Genomic DNA, 19,008 nt, shown 5'->3' on the forward strand with positions numbered 1-19,008 from the left:
CCATGTACTGGCTGTCTGTTGCTTAACAGGCTGTTGAAAAACGTTATCGAGGCAGCCGAGACAAGGAAAAAACAGGCGAAAAAGCGGAGTTTAGTGGACTAAATGAGCATTTTTAGCCTGTTTTTGACGCGGTATTCGGCAACGCAGATAGATTTTCAACGACCTGTTAAAACTCGGTGGCCAGCGACACCCTGACTTCCCGCGGCGCCCCCTGCGTCAGATAGCCGCCGGTCGCCGAGGCCCAGTAGTTCTCATTCAGCACGTTGTTGACGGTCAGGCGCCAGGTCAGGTCCTGCGCATAGGCGCGCATGCGGTAGCTGGCACCCAGATCAAGCCGGGTCCAGGGGTCAACCCGGAGGTTGTTGGCATCGTCGAGATACTGCGCACCGGTACGGATCACCCGGCCATTCAGCTGCAGCCCGTCCACCGCCGCCACCTGCAGTGCGGCACCGAGGCTGAGGCGATAATCAGGCACGCCCACGGCATCCTTGCCGATATTGCTCTCCACGGTGGAGGCGATAATCTTCGGATCCATCCAGGTCGCACTGCCATTCAGCACCAGCCCGGACAGCGGTTCGCCGTACAGGCTGACCTCCACCCCGCGATTACGCTGTTTGCCATTGGTGGCATACCGATTCGATGCCGTGTCAGTCGAGGCAGAGGGTTTGGTAATTTCAAACAGCGCCACGCTGCCACCGATATGCTCGTAATCCAGTTTGATACCCACTTCATTCTGGCGGGAAATATAGGGGTCCAGCATGGCACCCGCGTTATCCAGCCCTGTCGATGTGGGCGCGGTATCCCCCACCTGCAGCCCTTCAATATGGTTGGCATAGACCGAGATATGCTGCCAGGGCTTGTACACCACCCCCGCCACCGGCGACAGCGCAGACTCCTGGTAGAGGTCACCCTCCAGCGCTCCGGCGTAACTGTAGTTGGCAGACTTGAGCCACTGCTGACGGCCACCGAGCGTCAGCAGCAGACGGTCATCCATAAAGCCCAGGGTGTCAGACAGCGATACCCCATCCATACGTACCCGGGAGCGCACATGGGGGTCATCCCAGTCACCGTCAGCAAACACCGTCGGCTGATAGGCGATATCCACCGGATCATAGATATTGGTCGCCGCATAAGGCCAGGCCATGGTGTAGGCGGTATTGGTACGCCGGGCAAAACCGGAATAACCCAGATTCAGCTGATGGCTGATATCACCGGTCACGAAGTTGCCCCGCACGCCGAGATTACCCGACAGCGACTGCGCCCGGTAGGGCACCCCCAGACGCAGCAGGGTGGCATTGCCGTCATCATCGTTGACCGTGGGCGACGCGTACTGCCCTACTTCCTGAGTCTTGTTGCCACCCAGTGCCGCATAGGCTGTCCACTCCGGAGTAAGCTGATACTCACCGCGCCAGAGCGCGAAGGTGGTTTCCATCTGGCTTTCGGTCCAGCCGGGCGAATAGTTGGTATCGGCGTCCGGTGCATCGGGCACTTTGGTGATAGTGCCTGCATACACCACCGAGCGCCCGGCATCGACATCCTGCTTCTGATAGCCGACATCCAGCGAGGTGTTGAAGCGTTCACCCCGGTAATCCAGACCGACGCTGGCCAGAGTGGTGCGCCGGGATTCGTTGTCGATGGCGGTGTCGCCTTCACGCTGCAACGCATTGACCCGCACACCGAACTGCTGCTCGGCGCCGAAACGGCGGCTGATATCCGCGGACAGACCAGTCTGGGCGCCGTTGCCATAATCCAGCTGCAGACGGGGCAGCGGCTCGTCGCCGGCATGTTTGGGTTCAATATTGACGGTACCGCCGATACCGGTGCCGGTGGGCGACACGCCGTTGAGGAACGCATTAGCGCCCTTGAACAGCTCTACCCGCTCAGCAATGTTGGTAGAGACTATCTGCCGCGGCAGCACACCATACAGGCCACCGTAAGACACATCCTCGCCATTCAGCTCAAAGCCACGGATCACGAATTTTTCTGCGTAGTTGCCATAGCCAAAACCCGATACCACCGAGGCATCGTTATCCAGCACCGCCGCCAGGGTTTCCGCCTGCTGGTCGCGGATCAGCCTGTCGGTGTACCCCACCACACTGAAGGGCACATTGGCCGCCTCCTGTTCACCGAGCACACCCAGCCGCCCGCCTTTGGCCACATAGCCGCCGGCATAGGTATCAGGCAGCACATCACCGCCGGTGCTGACACCCTGACCGGTGATGGATACTGCCGGCAGCAGCAGGTCATCACCGTCCGTCTTTGGGGCAGGTTGCAGGGTAAAGGCGTTGTTGCCGGTCTGCACCGCCACCAGCCCACTGCCCTGCAGCAGCACCCGCAGTGCCGCCGCGGCACTGTAGCTGCCCTGCAAGCCACTGCTCTGCAAACCGGCCGTCATGTCCGGGCGGTACGACAGCAGGATGCCGGCATGCTGGCCGAGCTGATTCAGCGCCGTATCCAGCGGACCGGCGGCAATCTGGAATGACTGCACGGCTTCCTCGGCCTGCACCGGCATGACCGCCAGCAGGGGCATGGCAACGACAGCTGCCGCCAGCAGGCGACGATGGATGGCCAGACTGAGCAGCCTGGGTTGCAGCAGGGAGTGGCGCAGAGGGGTCACAGGAATTCAGCTCCGAGAGAAGGTTTACTATCCCTGTCACCTGAGAATGAAAATCAGCTCAGTGAAATACGCTTTTTTCGCAAAAAAGTTTTTGAGGGTGCCGGATTCCAGCCACGGTGCGGTTCACTGCGTTCACCACACCCTGCGTCATCCCCGAGTCATGCAACGGATAAACCCGCCCTCTGCCATCACCTTATTGGATGTACTGAGGCATAAACCACACCGCAGTCGGACTCACCCCGCAGGATGCGCTGAGGCATAAACCGCACCGCAGCCCTCTGTCACAGCGACACTCGCCGCCGCTCAGTAAGCCGCCGCCAGATTGATCCAATACCGTGTCAGGCGCTGCTGCCGCACCGGTAACAGGGCTTCGATGGCAGCCAGAATGGCATCGGTATCCCGCAGCGGATACGTTCCCGACACCCGCAGCGCGGCAACGCCGTCATCGCAGCCCAGATGGCCACGGCGATAGCGCGCCAGCTCGGCAAGAAACTGGTCCAGACGCTGGTTACGCGCCACCAGCATGCCGTTGAGCCAGGCATCACGGCTGTCCTCCCGCGGCTGTGGGTCGTCGCTGCTGAAGCGCGAGAAACGTGTCTGCTGACCGGCCTGCAGCACCGTGCGACGGCTACCGTCCTGCACTGGCTCGATAGCCACCGCCCCGTCCAGCACAGCCACTTCAGTTTCATCCTGCTGCTGATATACCCGGAAGCGGGTGCCCAGTGCTTCCACCGTGCCCTGCTCGGTACGCACCCGCAGCGGCCGGGGGTCAACCCTCTGGTACCGCTGATGTGCACTTTCCAGCAGCACCTCACCGCGATACAGCCGCAGCCGCCTTTCACTGTCGCTGTACTGCACCGCCACCGAGGTGTTGGTGTTGAGCCATAGCAGCGAACCGTCTTCCAGCTCCACCTGACGCTGCTCGCCCGGGGCGGTGTGGTAATCAGCAATCACATCCTGCCAGGGGGTGCCCTGCCACAGCATCCAGCCACTGCCTCCGACGATCAGCAGATTGGTCAGCAGCTTCACCGCCTGACGGCGGCTGAGCGCCCGGCTCTGCTCCTGCAGGGGTAGCAGGGTGGCACGAGCCAGCCTGCCCGGCACCTGCTGCCAGCGGCCATGGATACTTTCGATGCGCTGCCAGGCCCGTTCATGTTCACTGTCGGCATCACGCCACTGCTGCAAGCGCTGCTCCAGTTCGACGGTCAGATCATCCGCCTGCAAATCGACCCACCACTGCACCGCCTGACGGGCAATATGCGGAGCGATGGGGGTGCTTTCTGAAGGATTCATGGTCATGGGTCAGGTTCCGCGTCGGTCAGTCCAGCGTGGCAAAGAAGCAACGCTCGCCGGCTCTGACCAGATAGCGTTTGACGGTGGCAACCGAGATGCCCAGCTGTTCGGCCACACAGGCATAGCTCAGGCCATCCAGCTGCACCAGCAGAAAGGTCTGCTGCACCTGAGGTGGCAGGCCATCCAGCAGGCGGTCAATTTCCAGCAGGGTTTCCAGCATTTCCGCCTGTTCTTCCAGCGAGACCGACACTTCATCAGCCATCACGGCCAATGCTTCAAGATAGGCGCGTTCTACCTGCTGACGGCGGTAATGGTTGGACAGCACGCGGCGGGCAATCGTAGTGAGGAAGGCACGCGGCTCGGCAATCTGGCTGACTTCACTGCCGGTCAGTACCTTGACGAAGGTATCCTGCGCCAGATCAGCCGCCTGCTCGCGACAGCCCAGACGACGACCAAGCCAGCCCAGCAGCCAGCGGTGGTGGTCGGAATAGAAATGATGAAACAGGCTGGCAGTGGAGCGGCTCGTGGTCATAACACTATTCTGTTCGACCGCGGCATTCGGCTCCGTGAGCGCCGTGGTCGATATACTCGACAGGTTGAGGGGGAATCATCTCAGCCGTTGTGCCGACCTCTGTCAGTACCACGGGCTGCGACGATACAGGCGTAAAGATAATGCGCCTGAGAATTGTTCGCATCTTATCAGCCATTGACGCGCAGAAACAAGTGGTCACTTTCTATGCAAAGTGTTTTCGCTGATGGCGGCGAACCATGCTCAGCCATCGCCTTGTGCCCTGTTATCACGCCTGCAGACGGCCAACAACGGCGGCCTCCAACCTGAATGGCGGGGTGTGGCCATCCGGCAACTGCCCTACAATAGCTGGCCTTTGCCTGCCTGAGCAGAGCACCGGCAGAGACAGGATAACCGGGGGAAACATGGACGACCTGATCGCCACCATCACACAGCTGACCCAGCAGCAGAGCACGCTGCCCTTCGCGGTGTACTCCTCGTTTCATGAGCAGACGCTGGTCAACGTGCCGATTGCCAGACCCTTGCTGATCTTTGTTCTCAGTGGCGAGAAGGAGCTGGGCAGGGAGCCGCGCTCGCGCTGCCAGAAGGGGGAGTTTGTCTTTCTGTCTGACAGCTATGCCATCGACATTCGCAATATCCCCAGAGACAAACCCTACTTCGCGCTGATCCTAGAGTTCGATGCAGCTGACTTCAGTGACCTGCCCGCCGTGGTGGAGGACAGGCTGGCGTACTTTATCGGTACCACCGGTCTGGAACTGCAGCAGTGGCTGCAGCAGTTTGTGCAGATTGCCAGCTGGGCCCCCGCGGCCATGATCGCCCTGCGCAGACGCGAGTTGCTCGCCCTGTTGTTTCATCTGGGTTATACCGCCGTCACCCGGATGAAAGGCAAACCGACCATCAGCCAGAAAATCAACGACCTGTTCCGGGCCAACCGTTTTCAGGACATCAGCGTCGAGGATCTCTGTGCCCGGCTGGCCATGAGCGACTCCACCCTGCGGCGCAAGCTGCGTCAGGAACAGACCAGCGTGATGGCCATCAAGGACCGCGCCCGTCTGGGCCACGGCCTGCATCTGCTGCAAACCACCGATGACAGCATCAATCTGATCTCTGACCGCTGCGGTTATCAGTCGCAGTCTCGCTTTACCCAGCGCTTCAAAGCCCAGTTCGGGCTGACGCCCACGGAGCTGCGCAAGACCCGCAAAAGCAGCGTGGAGCAGCAGCCCTGAGCCTGCGCGCAGCAGAGTGTGAGTCTGTGATCAGGGACGCTGATAGAGCGCCTCCAGTGTCGCCGACCCCAGCGCACTGGCTTTGACCATATAGCCGGTCAGGGCGGCGGAGGCATTGGCCGGCAGCTCCAGCGTATGTGCCAGCGCGTACACGGTGAACTGATAGCGGTGGGCATGATCACCCGCGGGCGGGCAGGCGCCACCAAAACCCGGCTGGCCATAGTCATTGTTACGCTGCACCGCCCCGGCAGGCATCAGCTGTCTGGCCGGATCACCGGCACCGGTCGCCAGAGAGCTGACCCCGGCAGGAATGTTCACCACCTGCCAGTGCCACCAGCCGCTGCCCGTTGGCGCATCAGGATCATAGGCAAACACGGCAAAGGCTTTCGTGCCTGCCGGTGCGCCTGACCACGACAGCTGCGGTGACAGGTTATCGCCACTGCAACCAAAGCCCTGATATTCCTGACGGCTGGTCAGGGGCTGGCCATTGGCCATATCGGTGCTGGTCAGTTCAAATGCCCCTGCATTCGCCGCTACGGCGCCCAGCATCATTGCAGGAAAGGCCATTCTGGCTGCGAAAGTGCTCATAAAACGCTCCGTGAATAACAGTGAAAGAAGGCGTTTATGCTAACCAGCCACCGGCGGGTAAATTATCCGCAAAACAGCCAGGTTTTAGCCCATTTCCTTCAAGTTGCCCCTCTTTTCCTGAACGCGGCGGGCATCCGCGCATAATGAGCGGGGTTAGGGTTTGCCCCTCCGCCAGCCATCATGTGTGGACCGATGGCTGGAGCGTGGTGGCATCCCGCTGCGCATCCTCAGCAGGCTCACCGGTATCGATGATCTGCCCCCGCTGCCAGCCGCCGCCCAGCGCCTTGTAAAGATCCAGCGCCGCACTGAGACGGCTGAGCTGAATATCCACCAGACTGGACTGGGCACTGAACAGTGTGCGCTGGGCATCCAGCACCGCCAGCAGTTCATCTGCCCCTTCGCGATAACGCAGCTCCGCCAGCCGCAGACTGCGCTGTGACTCCGCCACGATCTGCCGCTGCAACTGTTCCTGATCAGCGGTCAGCCGGGTATTGCCCAGCGCATCTTCTACTTCTTTCAGGGCCGTCAGCACCGCGCTGCGGTAGTTATCCACCAGCTGCCGCCGACGCGACTGACTGATCGCCACCTGACTGCGCCGCTGGCCACCATCAAACAGGCTCTGGGCCAGTGACCCCGCCAGACTGACACTGTTGGCCGGATTAGCCAGCGACAGCAGGGCCGCGGTGGAAACGCCCAGCGATGACGACAGCTGTACACTCGGCAGCAAGGCTGCGCGGGCTGCCAGCACATCGGCGTCGGCCGCAGCCAGATCGGCTTCAGCGCTGGCCAGATCGGGCCTGCGTGTCAGCAGCTCACTGGGTAAACCGGCGCTGATCGCTGGCGGCTGGATGGCATCCAGTGCCAGATGTTCTGCCAGCACCGGCGTTTGCGGCGTCTGCCCGAGCAGGATGGCCAGTGCACTGCGGGTCTGCCTTGCCCGCACCCGCAGCGGCAGCAGGGCCGCCTGCTGGTTGAGCACAGTATTACGCTGCTGGCTGACATCCAGTGCCGTGGCCATACCGTTGCGGAAGCGCGCCTCAACGATCTTCATCACCCGTGCGGCGATCTGCAGGTTGTCCTCGGCCAGCGCGATCTGCTTATCCAGCGCCAGCACGTTGAAGTAGGCATCAGCCACCGCACTGGCCAGACTCAGGCGGCTGGCCTGATAGTCAAAGCGGCTGGCCGCCAGACTGGCGCGGGCACTGTCCCGCTCAGCCGCCAGTCTGCCCCACACATCGACTTCATAACTGATGGCCAGACTGCCGCTGGAACTGCGGCTTTGCTGGCTGTCGCCCGCGCTGGACTCACTGCGGCGCCAGTCGCTGCCAAGCGCAGCACTCACGCTGGGAAACAGCGAAGCCCCCGCCACATTGACCGCCAGCTCGGCCTGTCGCACCTGTTCCAGCGTGCTGTGCAGATCAGGGCTGTGGGCCAGCGCCTGAGTGATCAGCTGATCCAGCTCAGCGGCATGAAAACCCTGCCACCACTGCTGCTCCAGCACACTGCCCTTTGCTTCATCCGGCTCCTGCCACTGCGCTGGCAGCGCCATCGCCACCTGAGTGCGGGGTTCGCTGATCACACAACCGCCGAGCAGAGTCAGGCTCAGGGCCAGCGCACTCAGACGCAGAGGACGCCCGTTGTGGTGAGCCATGCCGGTGACGGCGGAAGAGACGGTGGATAACGCGCGCTGACTCATGGACATACTGCCTGTGGATAAAATAGTCATCGCCCTGCCCTCACTCGCTGGCCAGTGCCACGACCGGATCAAGGCGGGCCGCCTTGCGTGCCGGCAGATAGCCAAACACCAGACCGGTGGCAAAGGCACAGCCAAAGGCCAGCACCACCGGCAGCAGGGAGAAGCGGATGGAAGTACCAAGCGCATCCAGCAGGGCCGCCACGCCGAGGCCACCGGCCACACCGAGCAGCCCGCCGAGGGCCGACACCACCATCGCTTCAATCAGGAACTGCTGCTGAATATTGCCGGTACGGGCGCCCGTGGCCATGCGAATACCGATTTCGCGGGTACGCTCGGTGACGGACACCAGCATGATGTTCATCACCCCGATACCACCGACCAGCAGCGAAATGGCGGCGATGGAGCCGAGCAGGACGGTTAGGGTGTTCTGCGTGGCCGAAGCGGTCTCGATGATCGAGGCCATGTTACGAATCTGGAAATCCTCCAGCTGATGACGCTCCAGCAGCAGCTTGGACACCGCAGCCTGGGTATCGTCGATCTGCTCGACATCCTCCGCCGCCACCGTGACGTTGCGCAGGTACTTCTGCCCGAACAGGCGCAGGCTGCCGGTGGAGTACGGCACAAAGATCACATCGTCCTGATCCTGCCCCATCGGCGAGGCGCCACGCTCACTCATAATGCCGATCACCTGAAACAGGATGGCGTTGAGCATCACGTACTGGCCCAGCGGGTCGCGGTCAGGGAACAGTGCCTGTGCCACGGTCTTGCCCAGCACCGCCACGGTGGCGTACTGCGCCTCATCCTCACTGGTGAAGAAGGTGCCTTCCGCCAGCGGCCAGTTGCGCGCCAGCGTGAACTGGGCAGAGGTGGCATTGGTTTCGGTGGCGTGATCATTGCCCCCGGCGCGGGCGGTGACGGTGCCGGTCAGCTCGGGAATCGCCGCCAGCACATTCGGCAGCTCGCTGATGGCCCGCACATCGGCCTCCACCAGCGTCGCCACCGTACTGCGGCCGCGCTGATTGGGCGCACCCGGACGCACCAGCAGCAGGTTGGACCCCATGGCGCTGATGCGGTCGATGACCGCTTGTTTGGCGCCGTCGCCAATGGCCAGCATGGTGATGACCGAACCAACGCCGATGACGATACCAAGCAGGGTCAGGACGGTGCGAAAGACATTGGCATGCAGCGCCCGCAACGCCATACGGGCGGCCTCGGTGATGTCCACCAGTGGCCGGTGCTGTTCTTCTGCCGGGCGAAAGTCACGGCTGACGCCCTTCTGACGCGCACCGGCTTTGGGGAGCGAGTCACTGAGAATATGGCCGTCACGAATCTCGATAATGCGGTCGGCATGTTCGGCCACCTGACGGTCATGGGTGATCAGAATGACGGTGTGGCCATCGGCCGACAGCTGCTGCAGCAGTGCCATCACGTCTTCGCCGCTACGGCTGTCAAGCGCACCGGTCGGCTCGTCAGCCAGAATAATCTGGCCGCCGTTCATCAGCGCCCGGGCAATGGAGACCCGCTGCTGCTGACCACCGGACAGCTGGCTGGGGCGGTGATCCTGCCGGTTTTCCAGCCCCAGCGAAGTCAGCAACTCCGCCGCCCGCTGCTGACGCTGCTCGGCAGGCAGGCCGGTGTAGATCGCCGGCACCTCGACGTTCTCCCGCGCGGTGGCGGTGGCGATCAGGTTATAGCTCTGGAACACGAAGCCGAAGGACTCCCGTCGCAAGCGCGCCAGCTCATCGCCCTGCAGGGTGGACACATCTTCTCCCCGAAAGCGGTACTGGCCACTGCTGGCCTGATCCAGACAGCCGAGAATATTCATCAGGGTCGACTTGCCCGAACCGGACGTGCCCATGATGGCGACAAACTCACCGGCATGGATCTGCAGGTCGATGCCATGCAGCACCTCGACTTCCAGATCACCGTTACGAAAAGTCTTGGTAATACCCTGCAGGGCAATCAGCGGTGTGGCTGACTGGCTAGCAACATCGGCTGCGGAAACGGGCCGGGAGGAGATCATCTGGCTCACAGGCGCATCCTCGACTCAGGCCCTGCCGGCGGCGTGCCGACACCACTGCGCTGGCCACTGCGATTGCCACCGGCGACATTGGGCAGCAGCACCTGCTCACCTTCATTCAGACCCGACAGGATCTGCGCCTGAATACGGTTGGTGACGCCCACTTCGACACTGCGCTCTTCCACCGAGCCATCGGCCTTCAGTACCTTGACTCTGGCCGGATGCGGACGACCGCCACCGGCCATCCCTGCACTGCTGCGTTCGGCACCGGCCATCGGCGCGGCTGATGCAGGGGCTGGGGCTGGGGCTGCCTTGTCACCACTCCCGCCCGCACCGTTAGCGCCCGCCGCACCTTCGCGTCGGCGCGGTGTACTCATTTCCAGCGCCGCCGCCGGCACCAGCAAGGCATCCCGGGCGGCTCCCACCACAAAAAACACCTGCGCGGTCATCTGCGTCATCAGCGCACCGCGCGGATTGGGGACATCAAACAGGGCGTTGTAGAGCACTACGTTATTGGTCACCGTCGGCGTCGGCTCGACCTTACGCAGGGTGCCTTCCCAGCGCCTGCCCTGACTGCCCAGCGTGGTGAAGTACACCGCCATGCCGACCTTGAGTTTGCTGATGTCCGCTTCCGACACCTGGGTCTGGACGGTCATGGTCGACAGGTCGGCGATCTGCAGGATCACCGGCGCCTGCTGATTGGAATTGAGGGTCTGGCCTTTGCGCGCCGAGATCGACACGACAGTACCGGACATCGGTGCGTAGATACGGGCATAGCCCAGATTGGCCTGATCGCCGCGCAGGGTGGATTCGGTCTGGTCGATCTGTGCCTTCAGCGCTTCGATCTGGGCTTTGGCCGAACGCAGCTCGGCCTCGGCGGTCTGGAAGGTATCGGTGGAGGTAGCCTGCTCGGCCAGCAGGTTTTTCTGGCGTTTGTACTGTAGCCCTGCCAGCGTCAGCTGCGACTGTTTTTCTTCCAGCTGGGCTTTGAGATTGCGCAGCTGCGCACGGCTGGAGTCGACCCTGGCCTGCAGCACAGTGGGGTCAATTTCTGCCAGCAGGTCACCTTCCTTCACCTGATCTCCCACTTCCACATGGATGGTGGTGAGCTGCCCCGACACCTGCGCGCCGACATCCACATAGTCGCGGGGCTGCAGGGCGCCGGTGGCAGTGACCAGATTCTCCAGATCACCCCGCTGTACCGTGGCGGTCAGCCGGGCCTGCTGCTGACTGGCGGGGGCCTGATAGTAACGCCAGCCGCCATAGCCTCCGGCCGCCAGCACAATGGCCAGGGTCAGGCCCGACAGCCAGGGGCGACGGCGCGTGTGTTTACTGTTGGTCTTGCTCATCAACCGCTACTTCCTCAATCCGGCGACGCTGCAGAGATGCTGGCTCTGCGGTTGCACTGTTTTACGCAGGGAGAACCACCCCAACTGCGAAGGCGTCTCATTTAACCTTTGCTTACGGTTAATTTACAGCGTCCATGCACATTTCCCGCCAGTGCTTTATGACACGGCGTTGCACAGGCGATGTCCTGTAAGCCGCTGTCACGCAGCCACTCCACTGCGGCCAGCGGGCCACGCAAACAGACTATGGATATAAAAAATCGGTATTTATTGGAATAAGAGATTCAATTTATATTCCAAAAACGCAATTTAGCTGATTAATCCTTGAGCAACAGCTGATTCCCTGGTGGAAGACAGAAGCAAAGGACGCCCCCTGTTCCTGCAGCAAACGGACGGACACCATGAACCTGCAACAACTTCGCATCGTCAGAGAGACCGCCCGTCGTCAGTTCAATCTGACCGATGTGGCCAATGCGCTCTACACCTCACAGTCAGGGGTCAGTAAACATCTCAAGGATCTGGAAGAAGAACTCGGCGTCGAGCTGTTCGAGCGCAAGGGCAAGCGCCTGCTCGGCCTGACCGCACCGGGAGCCCAGCTGCTGGGCATGGCCGAACGCATCCTGCTGGAAGCGGAAAACATGAAGCGTCTGGCACGCCAGTATGTGCAGCAGGATGAAGGGCGGCTGGCCATTGCCACCACCCATACTCAGGCACGCTATGCCCTGCCGCGAATCATCAAGGCGTTCAAGCTGGAATTCCCCAAGGTCCATCTGGAACTGCACCAGTGCGGCCCTGATGAAATCGTCTCGCTGCTGAAAGCCGGTCAGGTCGATATAGGTATCGCCACCGAGGCATTGCCCAACGAAGGCAATGCCTTTGTCTGCTTCCCCTTTTACAGCTGGCAGCATTCGGTGGTAGTGCCGTGCAACCATCCCCTCACCCAGCTGAGTCAGCCGACGCTGGCCGATCTGGCCGAATACCCGGTGATTACCTATCACGAAGGCTATACCGGCCGTACCCGTATCGACGCGGTGTTCGCCGATGCCGGACTGACGCCGGACGTGGTGATGTCGGCGGTGGATGCCGACGTGATCAAAACCTATGTCGAACTGGGCATGGGTATTGGCATCATCGCCTCGATGGCTTACACCGCCGAACGTGACACCCTGCTGCAGTGCCTGCCGGTGGAATCGCTGTTCAGCCTCAACACCACGCAGATCGCGCTGCGTCGTGGCCATTTCCTGCGTCAGTACGCCTATCGCTTTCTCAACTACTGCAGCGATGAACTGGATCAGGACAGCGTACAGCAGGCACTGGCCAGCACTGAGCCGGGACAGCGCCTTTAACGGCGGGGCGAATATACAAAGCAGAAATCCTTGGTTCGGCAGCGGCGTGGCGCTGCCTAGACTGAGCCTCTGACTCAGCCCGGAAGGACCAGCCCATGAAAGCCCGCCACGCACTCAGCGCCAGACACGATGTCAATTACCGCTATGACAGTCCCCGCTATGACAGCCACTGCCATCACTGCCGCGGCACCGTGATCGAAATCCGCCCCGGCCCCGCGCTGTCAGCGCTGCGTTTGCAAACTCGTGACGGCATCGTCACGGCACTGGTGTCCAGTCGTCAGCTGCAGCGCCTGCACATCCGTGTTGGCAGCCAGGTCGGCGGCCAGTTGCGCCACGGCAATCTGCTGCTGGCCACCCATTGATTGCTCTGCCGTACCGGTCGGTGACGTGCGAGCCAAGGAGAGAGTGATGACCCCTTACCACTATCTGATCGTGCCCGGCTGGCAAGGTTCGGGCGAACAGCACTGGCAGAGCTACTGGCAGCACTATCTGCCCAACTACCAGCGGGTCGAGGTAAGCGACTGGCAGCAACCCCAGCGTGAAGACTGGATACCGGCACTGGACCACGCCATTCGCCGTTGCGCCGGGCCGGTCATCCTGATTGCCCACAGTCTGGGTTGCATCAGCACCGCACACTGGGCGGCAGGTGCCAGTACGGCGTTGCGACAGAAAGTCAAAGGTGCGTTGCTGGTGGCACCCGCCGATGTCGAACGCGACGGCTGCCCCGAGGCCCTGCGGCCTTTTGCACCGATCCCGACCGCAGCGTTGCCGTTTGCCGCCCAGGTGGTGGGTTCCAGCAACGATTACGCCGCCAGCGAAGCCCGCGCCCGTGAGCTGGCCAGGCTATGGGGGGCCGACGTGGCCATTCTGCCCGGTGCGGGCCATATCAACGTCGCCTCTGGACATCATCGCTGGGCCGAAGGGCTGAGCTATCTCGATCAGCTGGAGCAGCGTCTGGACCAGCAACGCAGCCCGTGGCAGCGGATGGCGTCATAAAGCGGTGTGCCATTGCCGCCGCTTACGAGGGCGCATTCGCTATGCGGGGGAGAAGCATTTCGCAACCCGCTGTTCCGTTCACTTTTGCACCTTCACCGCTATACTGACCGGCAACCTGCAAAGGCGCTGACCACAGCGCCAGCTCTGATCAAGTTAGCGGAACCCTGACCATGACCCTGCTGCGTACCTCCCTGCTGTCCACCGCACTGCTGAGTGCCGTGCTGTCGCTGTCGGCCCATGCCGATTCCGACGCCTTCAAGAAACTGAATTACGATGACTCGCGCACCGCGCTGGTACTGGTCGAGCTGGGCGGTCAGTGCAACGTCAATGCCCGCGAGCAGGACGACAGCTGGATTCAGGCGGCCCTGGCCACCAACAAGGGCCCCATCTCCGCCGCCACGCAGGCGCTGCGCGAAGACAAACCCGATAAATACATGGATGCCCTGAAGCATCTGCAGTGCCCGGCGCAGTAAGCCACCCGCACGATAGAAAACGGAGCCCATGAGCTCCGTTTTGCTGACCAGCCTGATCCTTTCGTCCATGAATCACTGGACTTACGGACATCACACCGACAAGAAAGTTGTTGTATTGTGAGCAGACGCCGCTGGCCACTACCCATCACCACCGTGCAGATGCCAGATCGCGTTGAGGGGCAAGCATGAACAGACAACAGGCTCTTGAGCTGTTAAGCCGCAGCAAACCCGAGCTGCAGGTGCGCTTTGGCGTCACCAGCCTTGCCCTGTTCGGCTCGACGGTCCGCGATACGGCCAGCAATGACAGTGATATCGATGTGCTGGTGGACTTTGATGGCCCTGCCACGTCAAAACGCTATTTCGGCGTGCAGTTCTATCTGGAAGACCTGTTTGGCTGCCCGGTTGATCTGGTCACCGAGAAAGCCTTGCGGCCGGAGCTCCGCCCCTTTATCGACAAGGAGCGCGTTAATGTCTGATGGATCACCACGAGAGTGGCGCTTTTACCTCGATGACATGATCGACTTTGCCGGGAAAGTCCAGTCGTATACGGAAGGGTTCGACCAGACTCGCTTTCAGGCCAGTGGCATCACCTATGATGCCACTCTGCGAAATCTGGAGTTGATTGGCGAAGCGGCGAAACACATTCCTGCCGAAATTAGGGCTGACCATGCAGAGATTCCCTGGCGCATGATCATTGCGACACGCAATCGGCTCATTCACGGCTATCTGGGCATCGACAACGACACACTCTGGAGCATCATCCGTGATGATATTCCAGAGCTACTCCCAAGACTGCTTGAGCTGAAACGTCGTCATTATCCTGACTAACACCCTCACCCCAGCTGCTCACTGAACACCCGTGCACCGTGGGGGCGCAGCCAGGCCTGTTCCCCCTGCACCAGCCCCAGCTCGCGGAAGCGGTATTTCGGCAGCTCCGCGTGAATCACCTCCTCACTGCCCTGCTGACGTAACTCCAACCGTACCGTTGGCCCCACCACCGTTACCAGTTCCAGTTGCGCGCGCAGGCTGTTGGGTGTGGCTTCGGCAAACAGGTCCAGCTCATGGGGGCGCACGTACAGCTGCCCCTGCTCACTGTGATCGCCCGGCTGCGCCAGTGGCAGCACCATGCCTGCCACCTCTGCCACGCCCTGATGAATACGTGCCGGGAAGCGGTTAACGCTGCCCAGAAACTGATAGACGAAGGGGTTGGCCGGATGATCGTAAACCTGCTCCGGTGAGCCGTCCTGCTCGACCCGGCCCCGGTTCATCACCACCACCCGGTCGGACACCTCCATCGCTTCTTCCTGATCGTGGGTGACAAACACGCTGGTGACGTGAATCTCGTCATGCAGCCGTCGCAGCCAGCGCCGCAGCTCGGCCCGCACCTTGGCATCGAGAGCACCAAAGGGTTCGTCCAGCAGCAGTACCTTGGGTTCCACCGCCAGTGCCCGCGCCAGCGCAATGCGCTGACGCTGGCCGCCAGACAGTTGTGATGGATAGCGGGCAGCGGTCCAGTCCAGCTGTACCAGCTCCAGCAGGCTCATCACCTTCTTGCGGATCGTCGCCTTGTCGGGGCGCACGGCGCGCGGTTTGACCGTCAGGCCGTAGGCCACGTTGTCAAACACGGTCATATGACGGAACAGCGCATAGTGCTGGAACACAAAACCGACACCGCGCTCGCTGACATGACGATCGGTGCTGTCTTCACCGTGCAGCAGGATGCGACCGCTGTCGGCGGCTTCCAGACCGGCAATAATCCGCAGCAGGCTGGTCTTGCCGGAGCCGGATGGCCCCAGCAGCGCCGTCAGCTGGCCGTCTTCAATGGACAGGCTGACGTTATCGACGGCGACAAAATCACCGAAGCGTTTATTGATCTGTTGAATCTCGATACTCATGGTGTGTCTCCCACCGGTCAGTCTCTATCAGTGCGCACCATGGCGGCGGCGTTCGTCTTGCCATTCGATCAGGGTCTTGATGGCGATGGTCAGCAGGGCCAGACCTGTCATCAGCGAGGCCACGGCAAAGGCCGCGGTAAACAGGTATTCGTTGTAGAGCACTTCGATATGCAGCGGCATGGTGTTGGTTTCACCGCGAATCCGCCCGGATACCACCGCCACGGCGCCGAACTCGCCCATGGCGCGGGCATTACACAGGATCACGCCGTAGATCAGCCCCCACTTGATATTGGGCAGGGTGACCCGCCAGAAGGTCTGCCAGCCACTGGCCCCGAGGGTCAGGGAGGCCTCTTCCTCTTCCTTGCCCTGCTGCTGCATCAGCGGGATCAGCTCACGGGCGACGAAGGGCAAGGTACCAAACACACTGACGATGACGATGCCCGGTACGGCAAAGATCACTTTCAGGTTGTGTTCCGCCAGCCAGGGCCCGAGCCAGCCATGGGCACCGAACAGGATGACGAAGATCAGCCCCACCACCACCGGCGAAATGGCAAAGGGCATATCAATCAGCGAAATCAGAACCGGCTTGCCACGGAAATCAAACTTGGCGATGGCCCAGGCGGCAGCGACGCCGAAGATCACGTTCAGCGGCACCACAATCACCACTACCAGCAGGGTCAGACGAATTGCCGAACGGGCATCGGCATCGTTCAGCGCCTGCCACCACACGGCCAGCCCGCGCTCAAAGGCGCTGTACAGCACCACGGTCAGGGGCAGCAGCAGAAAGGTGGCCAGAAAAGCGACGGCGATACCGATCAGGGTCCAGCGCAACCAGCGCGGTTCTTCAGTAGCGCGCTGCCAGCGCCGGGCGACCGGCACAGCACCGGCAGCCAGCTCATCAGCGGCATCATGGGTCAGGGAATTCATGCATCTCTCTCCGTTCTCGTCACCACCCGCCCCTCAGGCACGGCGGCTGGCCCAGGCCTGCAGGCCATTAATCAGCAGCAACAGGACAAAGGCAGATAACAACATCACCGTGCCGATGGCCGCCGCGCCGTGGTAGTCGAACTGCTCGGCCTTGGCGACGATCAGCAGGGGCGTGATTTCGGTGCGGTAAGGCATGTTGCCGGAAATAAACACCACCGAGCCGTACTCACCGATAGCGCGGGCAAAGGCCAGGGCAAAACCGGTCAGCAGCGCTGGCAGCAGGGCAGGTAGCATCACCCGGCGCACCGTGGTGAAACGGCTGGCGCCCAGGCTGGCCGAGGCTTCCTCCAGTTCCGCCTGCAGGTCTGCCAGCACCGGCTGCACGGTGCGCACCACAAACGGCAGGCCGATATAGGTCAGCGCCATGACCACGCCCAGCTGGGAATAAGCGATCTTGATACCGAAGGGCTCCAGATACTGACCAATCCAGCCGCTTTTGGCATACAGCGTTACCAGTGCGATACCGGCAACCGCCGTGGGCAGGGCAAAGGGCAGATCGACCAGCGCATCGAGCAGACGCTTACCGGGAAACTGGTAGCGCACCAGCACCCAGGCCACCAGCCCGCCAAACAGCAGATTGATGCTGGCCCCCGCCAGCGAGGCCAGCAATGACAGGCGGTAGGAAGCCAGCACCTGCGGATGGGTGACAGCAGCGACAAAGTCGTGCCAGCTCATGCTGAGGGTAAACAGCAGCAGGCTGGCGACCGGCAGCAGGAAAATCAGACCGAGATAGAACAGGGTGAAGCCAAGGGTCAGGCCAAAGCCGGGAATGACCCTTGGGGTGCGATTAAGCGGAACAGTGGCAGACATGGCATCACTCCGAGGCAAAGGGATAAGCGATCGACCGGCAGCCTGCCTTGGCGGTATGCCGGTCGCGCAGCATGGATGGCGGATTACTTCGGTGCGGTTTCCGCCAGAATCCGGTCAAACACCCCGCCGTCATTGAAGTGTTTCTGTTGTGCCTGCTGCCAGCCACCGAAGGTGTCATCGACGGTGATCAGATCCAGCTGGGGAAACTGGCTGGCAAACTCCGCCGCCACCTTCGGGTCGGTCGGCCGGTAGAAGTTACGTGCGGCAATACGCTGTGCCTCTTCGCTGTACAGCCCCTGCAGATAGGCGGTCGCCACTTCGCGGGTGCCGTGCTTGTCGACGTTCTTGTCCACTACCGCCACCGGCGGCTCGGCCAGAATACTGAGGGACGGCACGACGATGTCGAACTCACCCTTGCCCAGCTCATTGACCGACAGGAAGGCTTCGTTTTCCCAGGCAACCAGCACATCGCCAAGGCCACGCTGAACGAAGGTATTGGTGGCACCACGGGCTCCGGAATCCAGTACCGGCACATGTTTGAAAATGTCACGGACGAAGTCATAAGCCTTCTCTTCACTGCCGTATTTCTTCAGCGCATAGCCCCAGGCCGCCAGATAATTCCAGCGGGCGCCGCCGGACGTTTTGGGGTTGGGGGTGATGACTTCTACATCGTCACGCACCAGATCATCCCAGTCCCGGATGTGCTTGGGGTTGCCCTTGCGTACCAGCAGCACAATGGTGGAGGTATAGGGTGAACTGTTGTGCGGCAGGCGGGCCTGCCAGTTGTCGGGGATCAGCCCGGCCTTCTGGCGCAGGGCATCGACGTCATAACCCAGTGCCAGGGTGACCACATCAGCCTCCAGGCCATCAATCACCGCCCGCGCCTGTCCTCCTGATCCGCCATGAGACTGACGGATATCCACACGTTGCTGGTGGCTCTGTTGCCACTGCTGGCTGAACCAGCCGTTGTATTCACGGTACAGCTCGCGGGTCGGGTCATAGGACACGTTCAGCAGCGAAATATCGGCGGCACGTGCGCTCTGGCTGGCCACGCTCAGCAGCGTGGCGGCAGTGAATGCGGCGAGGCCAGCCCGACGCAGAAATGTCCGGCGACCAGTGGTCGCCGCAACGGGCAATAGGGTTCCTGTCACCTTGCTCATGGTGCTCTCTCCATCCGTCACATCAG

Annotated in this window: 18 protein-coding genes; 7 read left to right on the plus strand and 11 right to left on the minus strand. The window is 61.6% G+C overall.

The window, feature by feature from the left end; translation table 11 throughout:
• Positions 1–166: 166 nt before the first annotated feature.
• From QCD60_RS09105 to QCD60_RS09115, 3 genes are all read right to left on the minus strand, one after another.
• Complete coding sequence (locus QCD60_RS09105; RefSeq protein WP_279784478.1) at positions 167–2,617, minus strand: TonB-dependent receptor; 2,451 nt, start codon at positions 2,615–2,617, stop codon at positions 167–169.
• A gap of 303 nt (positions 2,618–2,920) precedes the next feature.
• Positions 2,921–3,916: a FecR domain-containing protein gene (locus QCD60_RS09110; RefSeq protein WP_279784480.1), complete on the minus strand. Its 996-nt coding sequence runs from the start codon at positions 3,914–3,916 to the stop codon at positions 2,921–2,923.
• A 19-nt stretch (positions 3,917–3,935) separates the two neighbouring features.
• Complete coding sequence (locus QCD60_RS09115; protein WP_279784482.1) at positions 3,936–4,442, minus strand: sigma-70 family RNA polymerase sigma factor; 507 nt, start codon at positions 4,440–4,442, stop codon at positions 3,936–3,938.
• 401 nt (positions 4,443–4,843) lie between these two features.
• On the opposite strand from QCD60_RS09115, the gene QCD60_RS09120 reads away from it, so the two are divergent.
• A complete protein-coding gene (locus tag QCD60_RS09120; protein WP_279784484.1) occupies positions 4,844–5,665 on the plus strand; it encodes an AraC family transcriptional regulator in 822 nt (273 codons plus the stop codon).
• A gap of 30 nt (positions 5,666–5,695) precedes the next feature.
• On the opposite strand, the gene QCD60_RS09125 is transcribed toward QCD60_RS09120, so the two are convergent.
• The 4 genes from QCD60_RS09125 to QCD60_RS09140 form a co-directional block, all read right to left on the minus strand.
• Positions 5,696–6,253, minus strand: a complete 558-nt coding sequence (locus QCD60_RS09125) for a YbhB/YbcL family Raf kinase inhibitor-like protein (protein ID WP_279784486.1) — start codon at positions 6,251–6,253, stop codon at positions 5,696–5,698.
• Between the two features lie 178 nt (positions 6,254–6,431).
• Positions 6,432–7,979 (minus strand): efflux transporter outer membrane subunit, encoded by a 1,548-nt coding sequence (locus QCD60_RS09130; RefSeq protein ID WP_279784488.1) that lies wholly within the window; start codon positions 7,977–7,979, stop codon positions 6,432–6,434.
• 10 nt (positions 7,980–7,989) lie between these two features.
• Entirely contained in the window at positions 7,990–9,972 is a 1,983-nt protein-coding gene (locus QCD60_RS09135; RefSeq protein WP_279787903.1) for a MacB family efflux pump subunit, read from the minus strand.
• Positions 9,973–9,977: 5 nt separating this feature from the next.
• Positions 9,978–11,318: an efflux RND transporter periplasmic adaptor subunit gene (locus QCD60_RS09140; protein ID WP_279784491.1), complete on the minus strand. Its 1,341-nt coding sequence runs from the start codon at positions 11,316–11,318 to the stop codon at positions 9,978–9,980.
• A gap of 398 nt (positions 11,319–11,716) precedes the next feature.
• Between QCD60_RS09140 and QCD60_RS09145 the strand changes: the two genes are divergently transcribed.
• The 6 genes from QCD60_RS09145 (at position 11,717) to QCD60_RS09170 (ending at position 14,958) form a co-directional block, all read left to right on the plus strand.
• Complete coding sequence (locus QCD60_RS09145; protein WP_279784493.1) at positions 11,717–12,661, plus strand: CysB family HTH-type transcriptional regulator; 945 nt, start codon at positions 11,717–11,719, stop codon at positions 12,659–12,661.
• 95 nt (positions 12,662–12,756) lie between these two features.
• Entirely contained in the window at positions 12,757–13,023 is a 267-nt protein-coding gene (locus QCD60_RS09150; RefSeq protein WP_279784495.1) for a hypothetical protein, read from the plus strand.
• A gap of 46 nt (positions 13,024–13,069) precedes the next feature.
• Positions 13,070–13,657 carry an alpha/beta hydrolase gene (locus tag QCD60_RS09155; protein WP_279784497.1) on the plus strand — a complete coding sequence of 196 codons (588 nt, stop codon included), beginning with the start codon at positions 13,070–13,072 and terminating at the stop codon, positions 13,655–13,657.
• A gap of 170 nt (positions 13,658–13,827) precedes the next feature.
• Positions 13,828–14,130: a hypothetical protein gene (locus QCD60_RS09160; RefSeq protein WP_279784499.1), complete on the plus strand. Its 303-nt coding sequence runs from the start codon at positions 13,828–13,830 to the stop codon at positions 14,128–14,130.
• Positions 14,131–14,315: 185 nt separating this feature from the next.
• The gene (locus QCD60_RS09165; protein ID WP_104152598.1) at positions 14,316–14,606 is read left to right on the plus strand and encodes a nucleotidyltransferase family protein; all 291 of its coding nucleotides are present in this window, start codon (positions 14,316–14,318) and stop codon (positions 14,604–14,606) included.
• Entirely contained in the window at positions 14,599–14,958 is a 360-nt protein-coding gene (locus QCD60_RS09170) for a DUF86 domain-containing protein (RefSeq protein ID WP_279784501.1), read from the plus strand. The genes QCD60_RS09165 and QCD60_RS09170 overlap by 8 nt, the downstream gene beginning before the upstream one ends.
• A 5-nt stretch (positions 14,959–14,963) precedes the next feature.
• On the opposite strand, the gene QCD60_RS09175 is transcribed toward QCD60_RS09170, so the two are convergent.
• The 4 genes from QCD60_RS09175 to QCD60_RS09190 all read right to left on the minus strand — a co-directional run bounded on the left by QCD60_RS09175 (position 14,964) and on the right by QCD60_RS09190 (position 18,982).
• Positions 14,964–16,025, minus strand: a complete 1,062-nt coding sequence (locus tag QCD60_RS09175; protein WP_279784503.1) for a sulfate ABC transporter ATP-binding protein — start codon at positions 16,023–16,025, stop codon at positions 14,964–14,966.
• A gap of 27 nt (positions 16,026–16,052) precedes the next feature.
• Positions 16,053–16,952: a sulfate ABC transporter permease subunit CysW gene (gene cysW, locus QCD60_RS09180; protein WP_279784505.1), complete on the minus strand. Its 900-nt coding sequence runs from the start codon at positions 16,950–16,952 to the stop codon at positions 16,053–16,055.
• Between the two features lie 33 nt (positions 16,953–16,985).
• A complete protein-coding gene (gene cysT, locus QCD60_RS09185) occupies positions 16,986–17,822 on the minus strand; it encodes a sulfate ABC transporter permease subunit CysT (RefSeq protein ID WP_279784507.1) in 837 nt (278 codons plus the stop codon).
• Between the two features lie 83 nt (positions 17,823–17,905).
• Positions 17,906–18,982 carry a sulfate ABC transporter substrate-binding protein gene (locus QCD60_RS09190; RefSeq protein WP_279784509.1) on the minus strand — a complete coding sequence of 359 codons (1,077 nt, stop codon included), beginning with the start codon at positions 18,980–18,982 and terminating at the stop codon, positions 17,906–17,908.
• Positions 18,983–19,008 lie beyond the last annotated feature (26 nt).

The organism is Pokkaliibacter sp. MBI-7, from assembly GCF_029846635.1.
In the GTDB taxonomy this organism is placed as follows: Bacteria; Pseudomonadota; Gammaproteobacteria; order Pseudomonadales; family Balneatricaceae; genus Pokkaliibacter.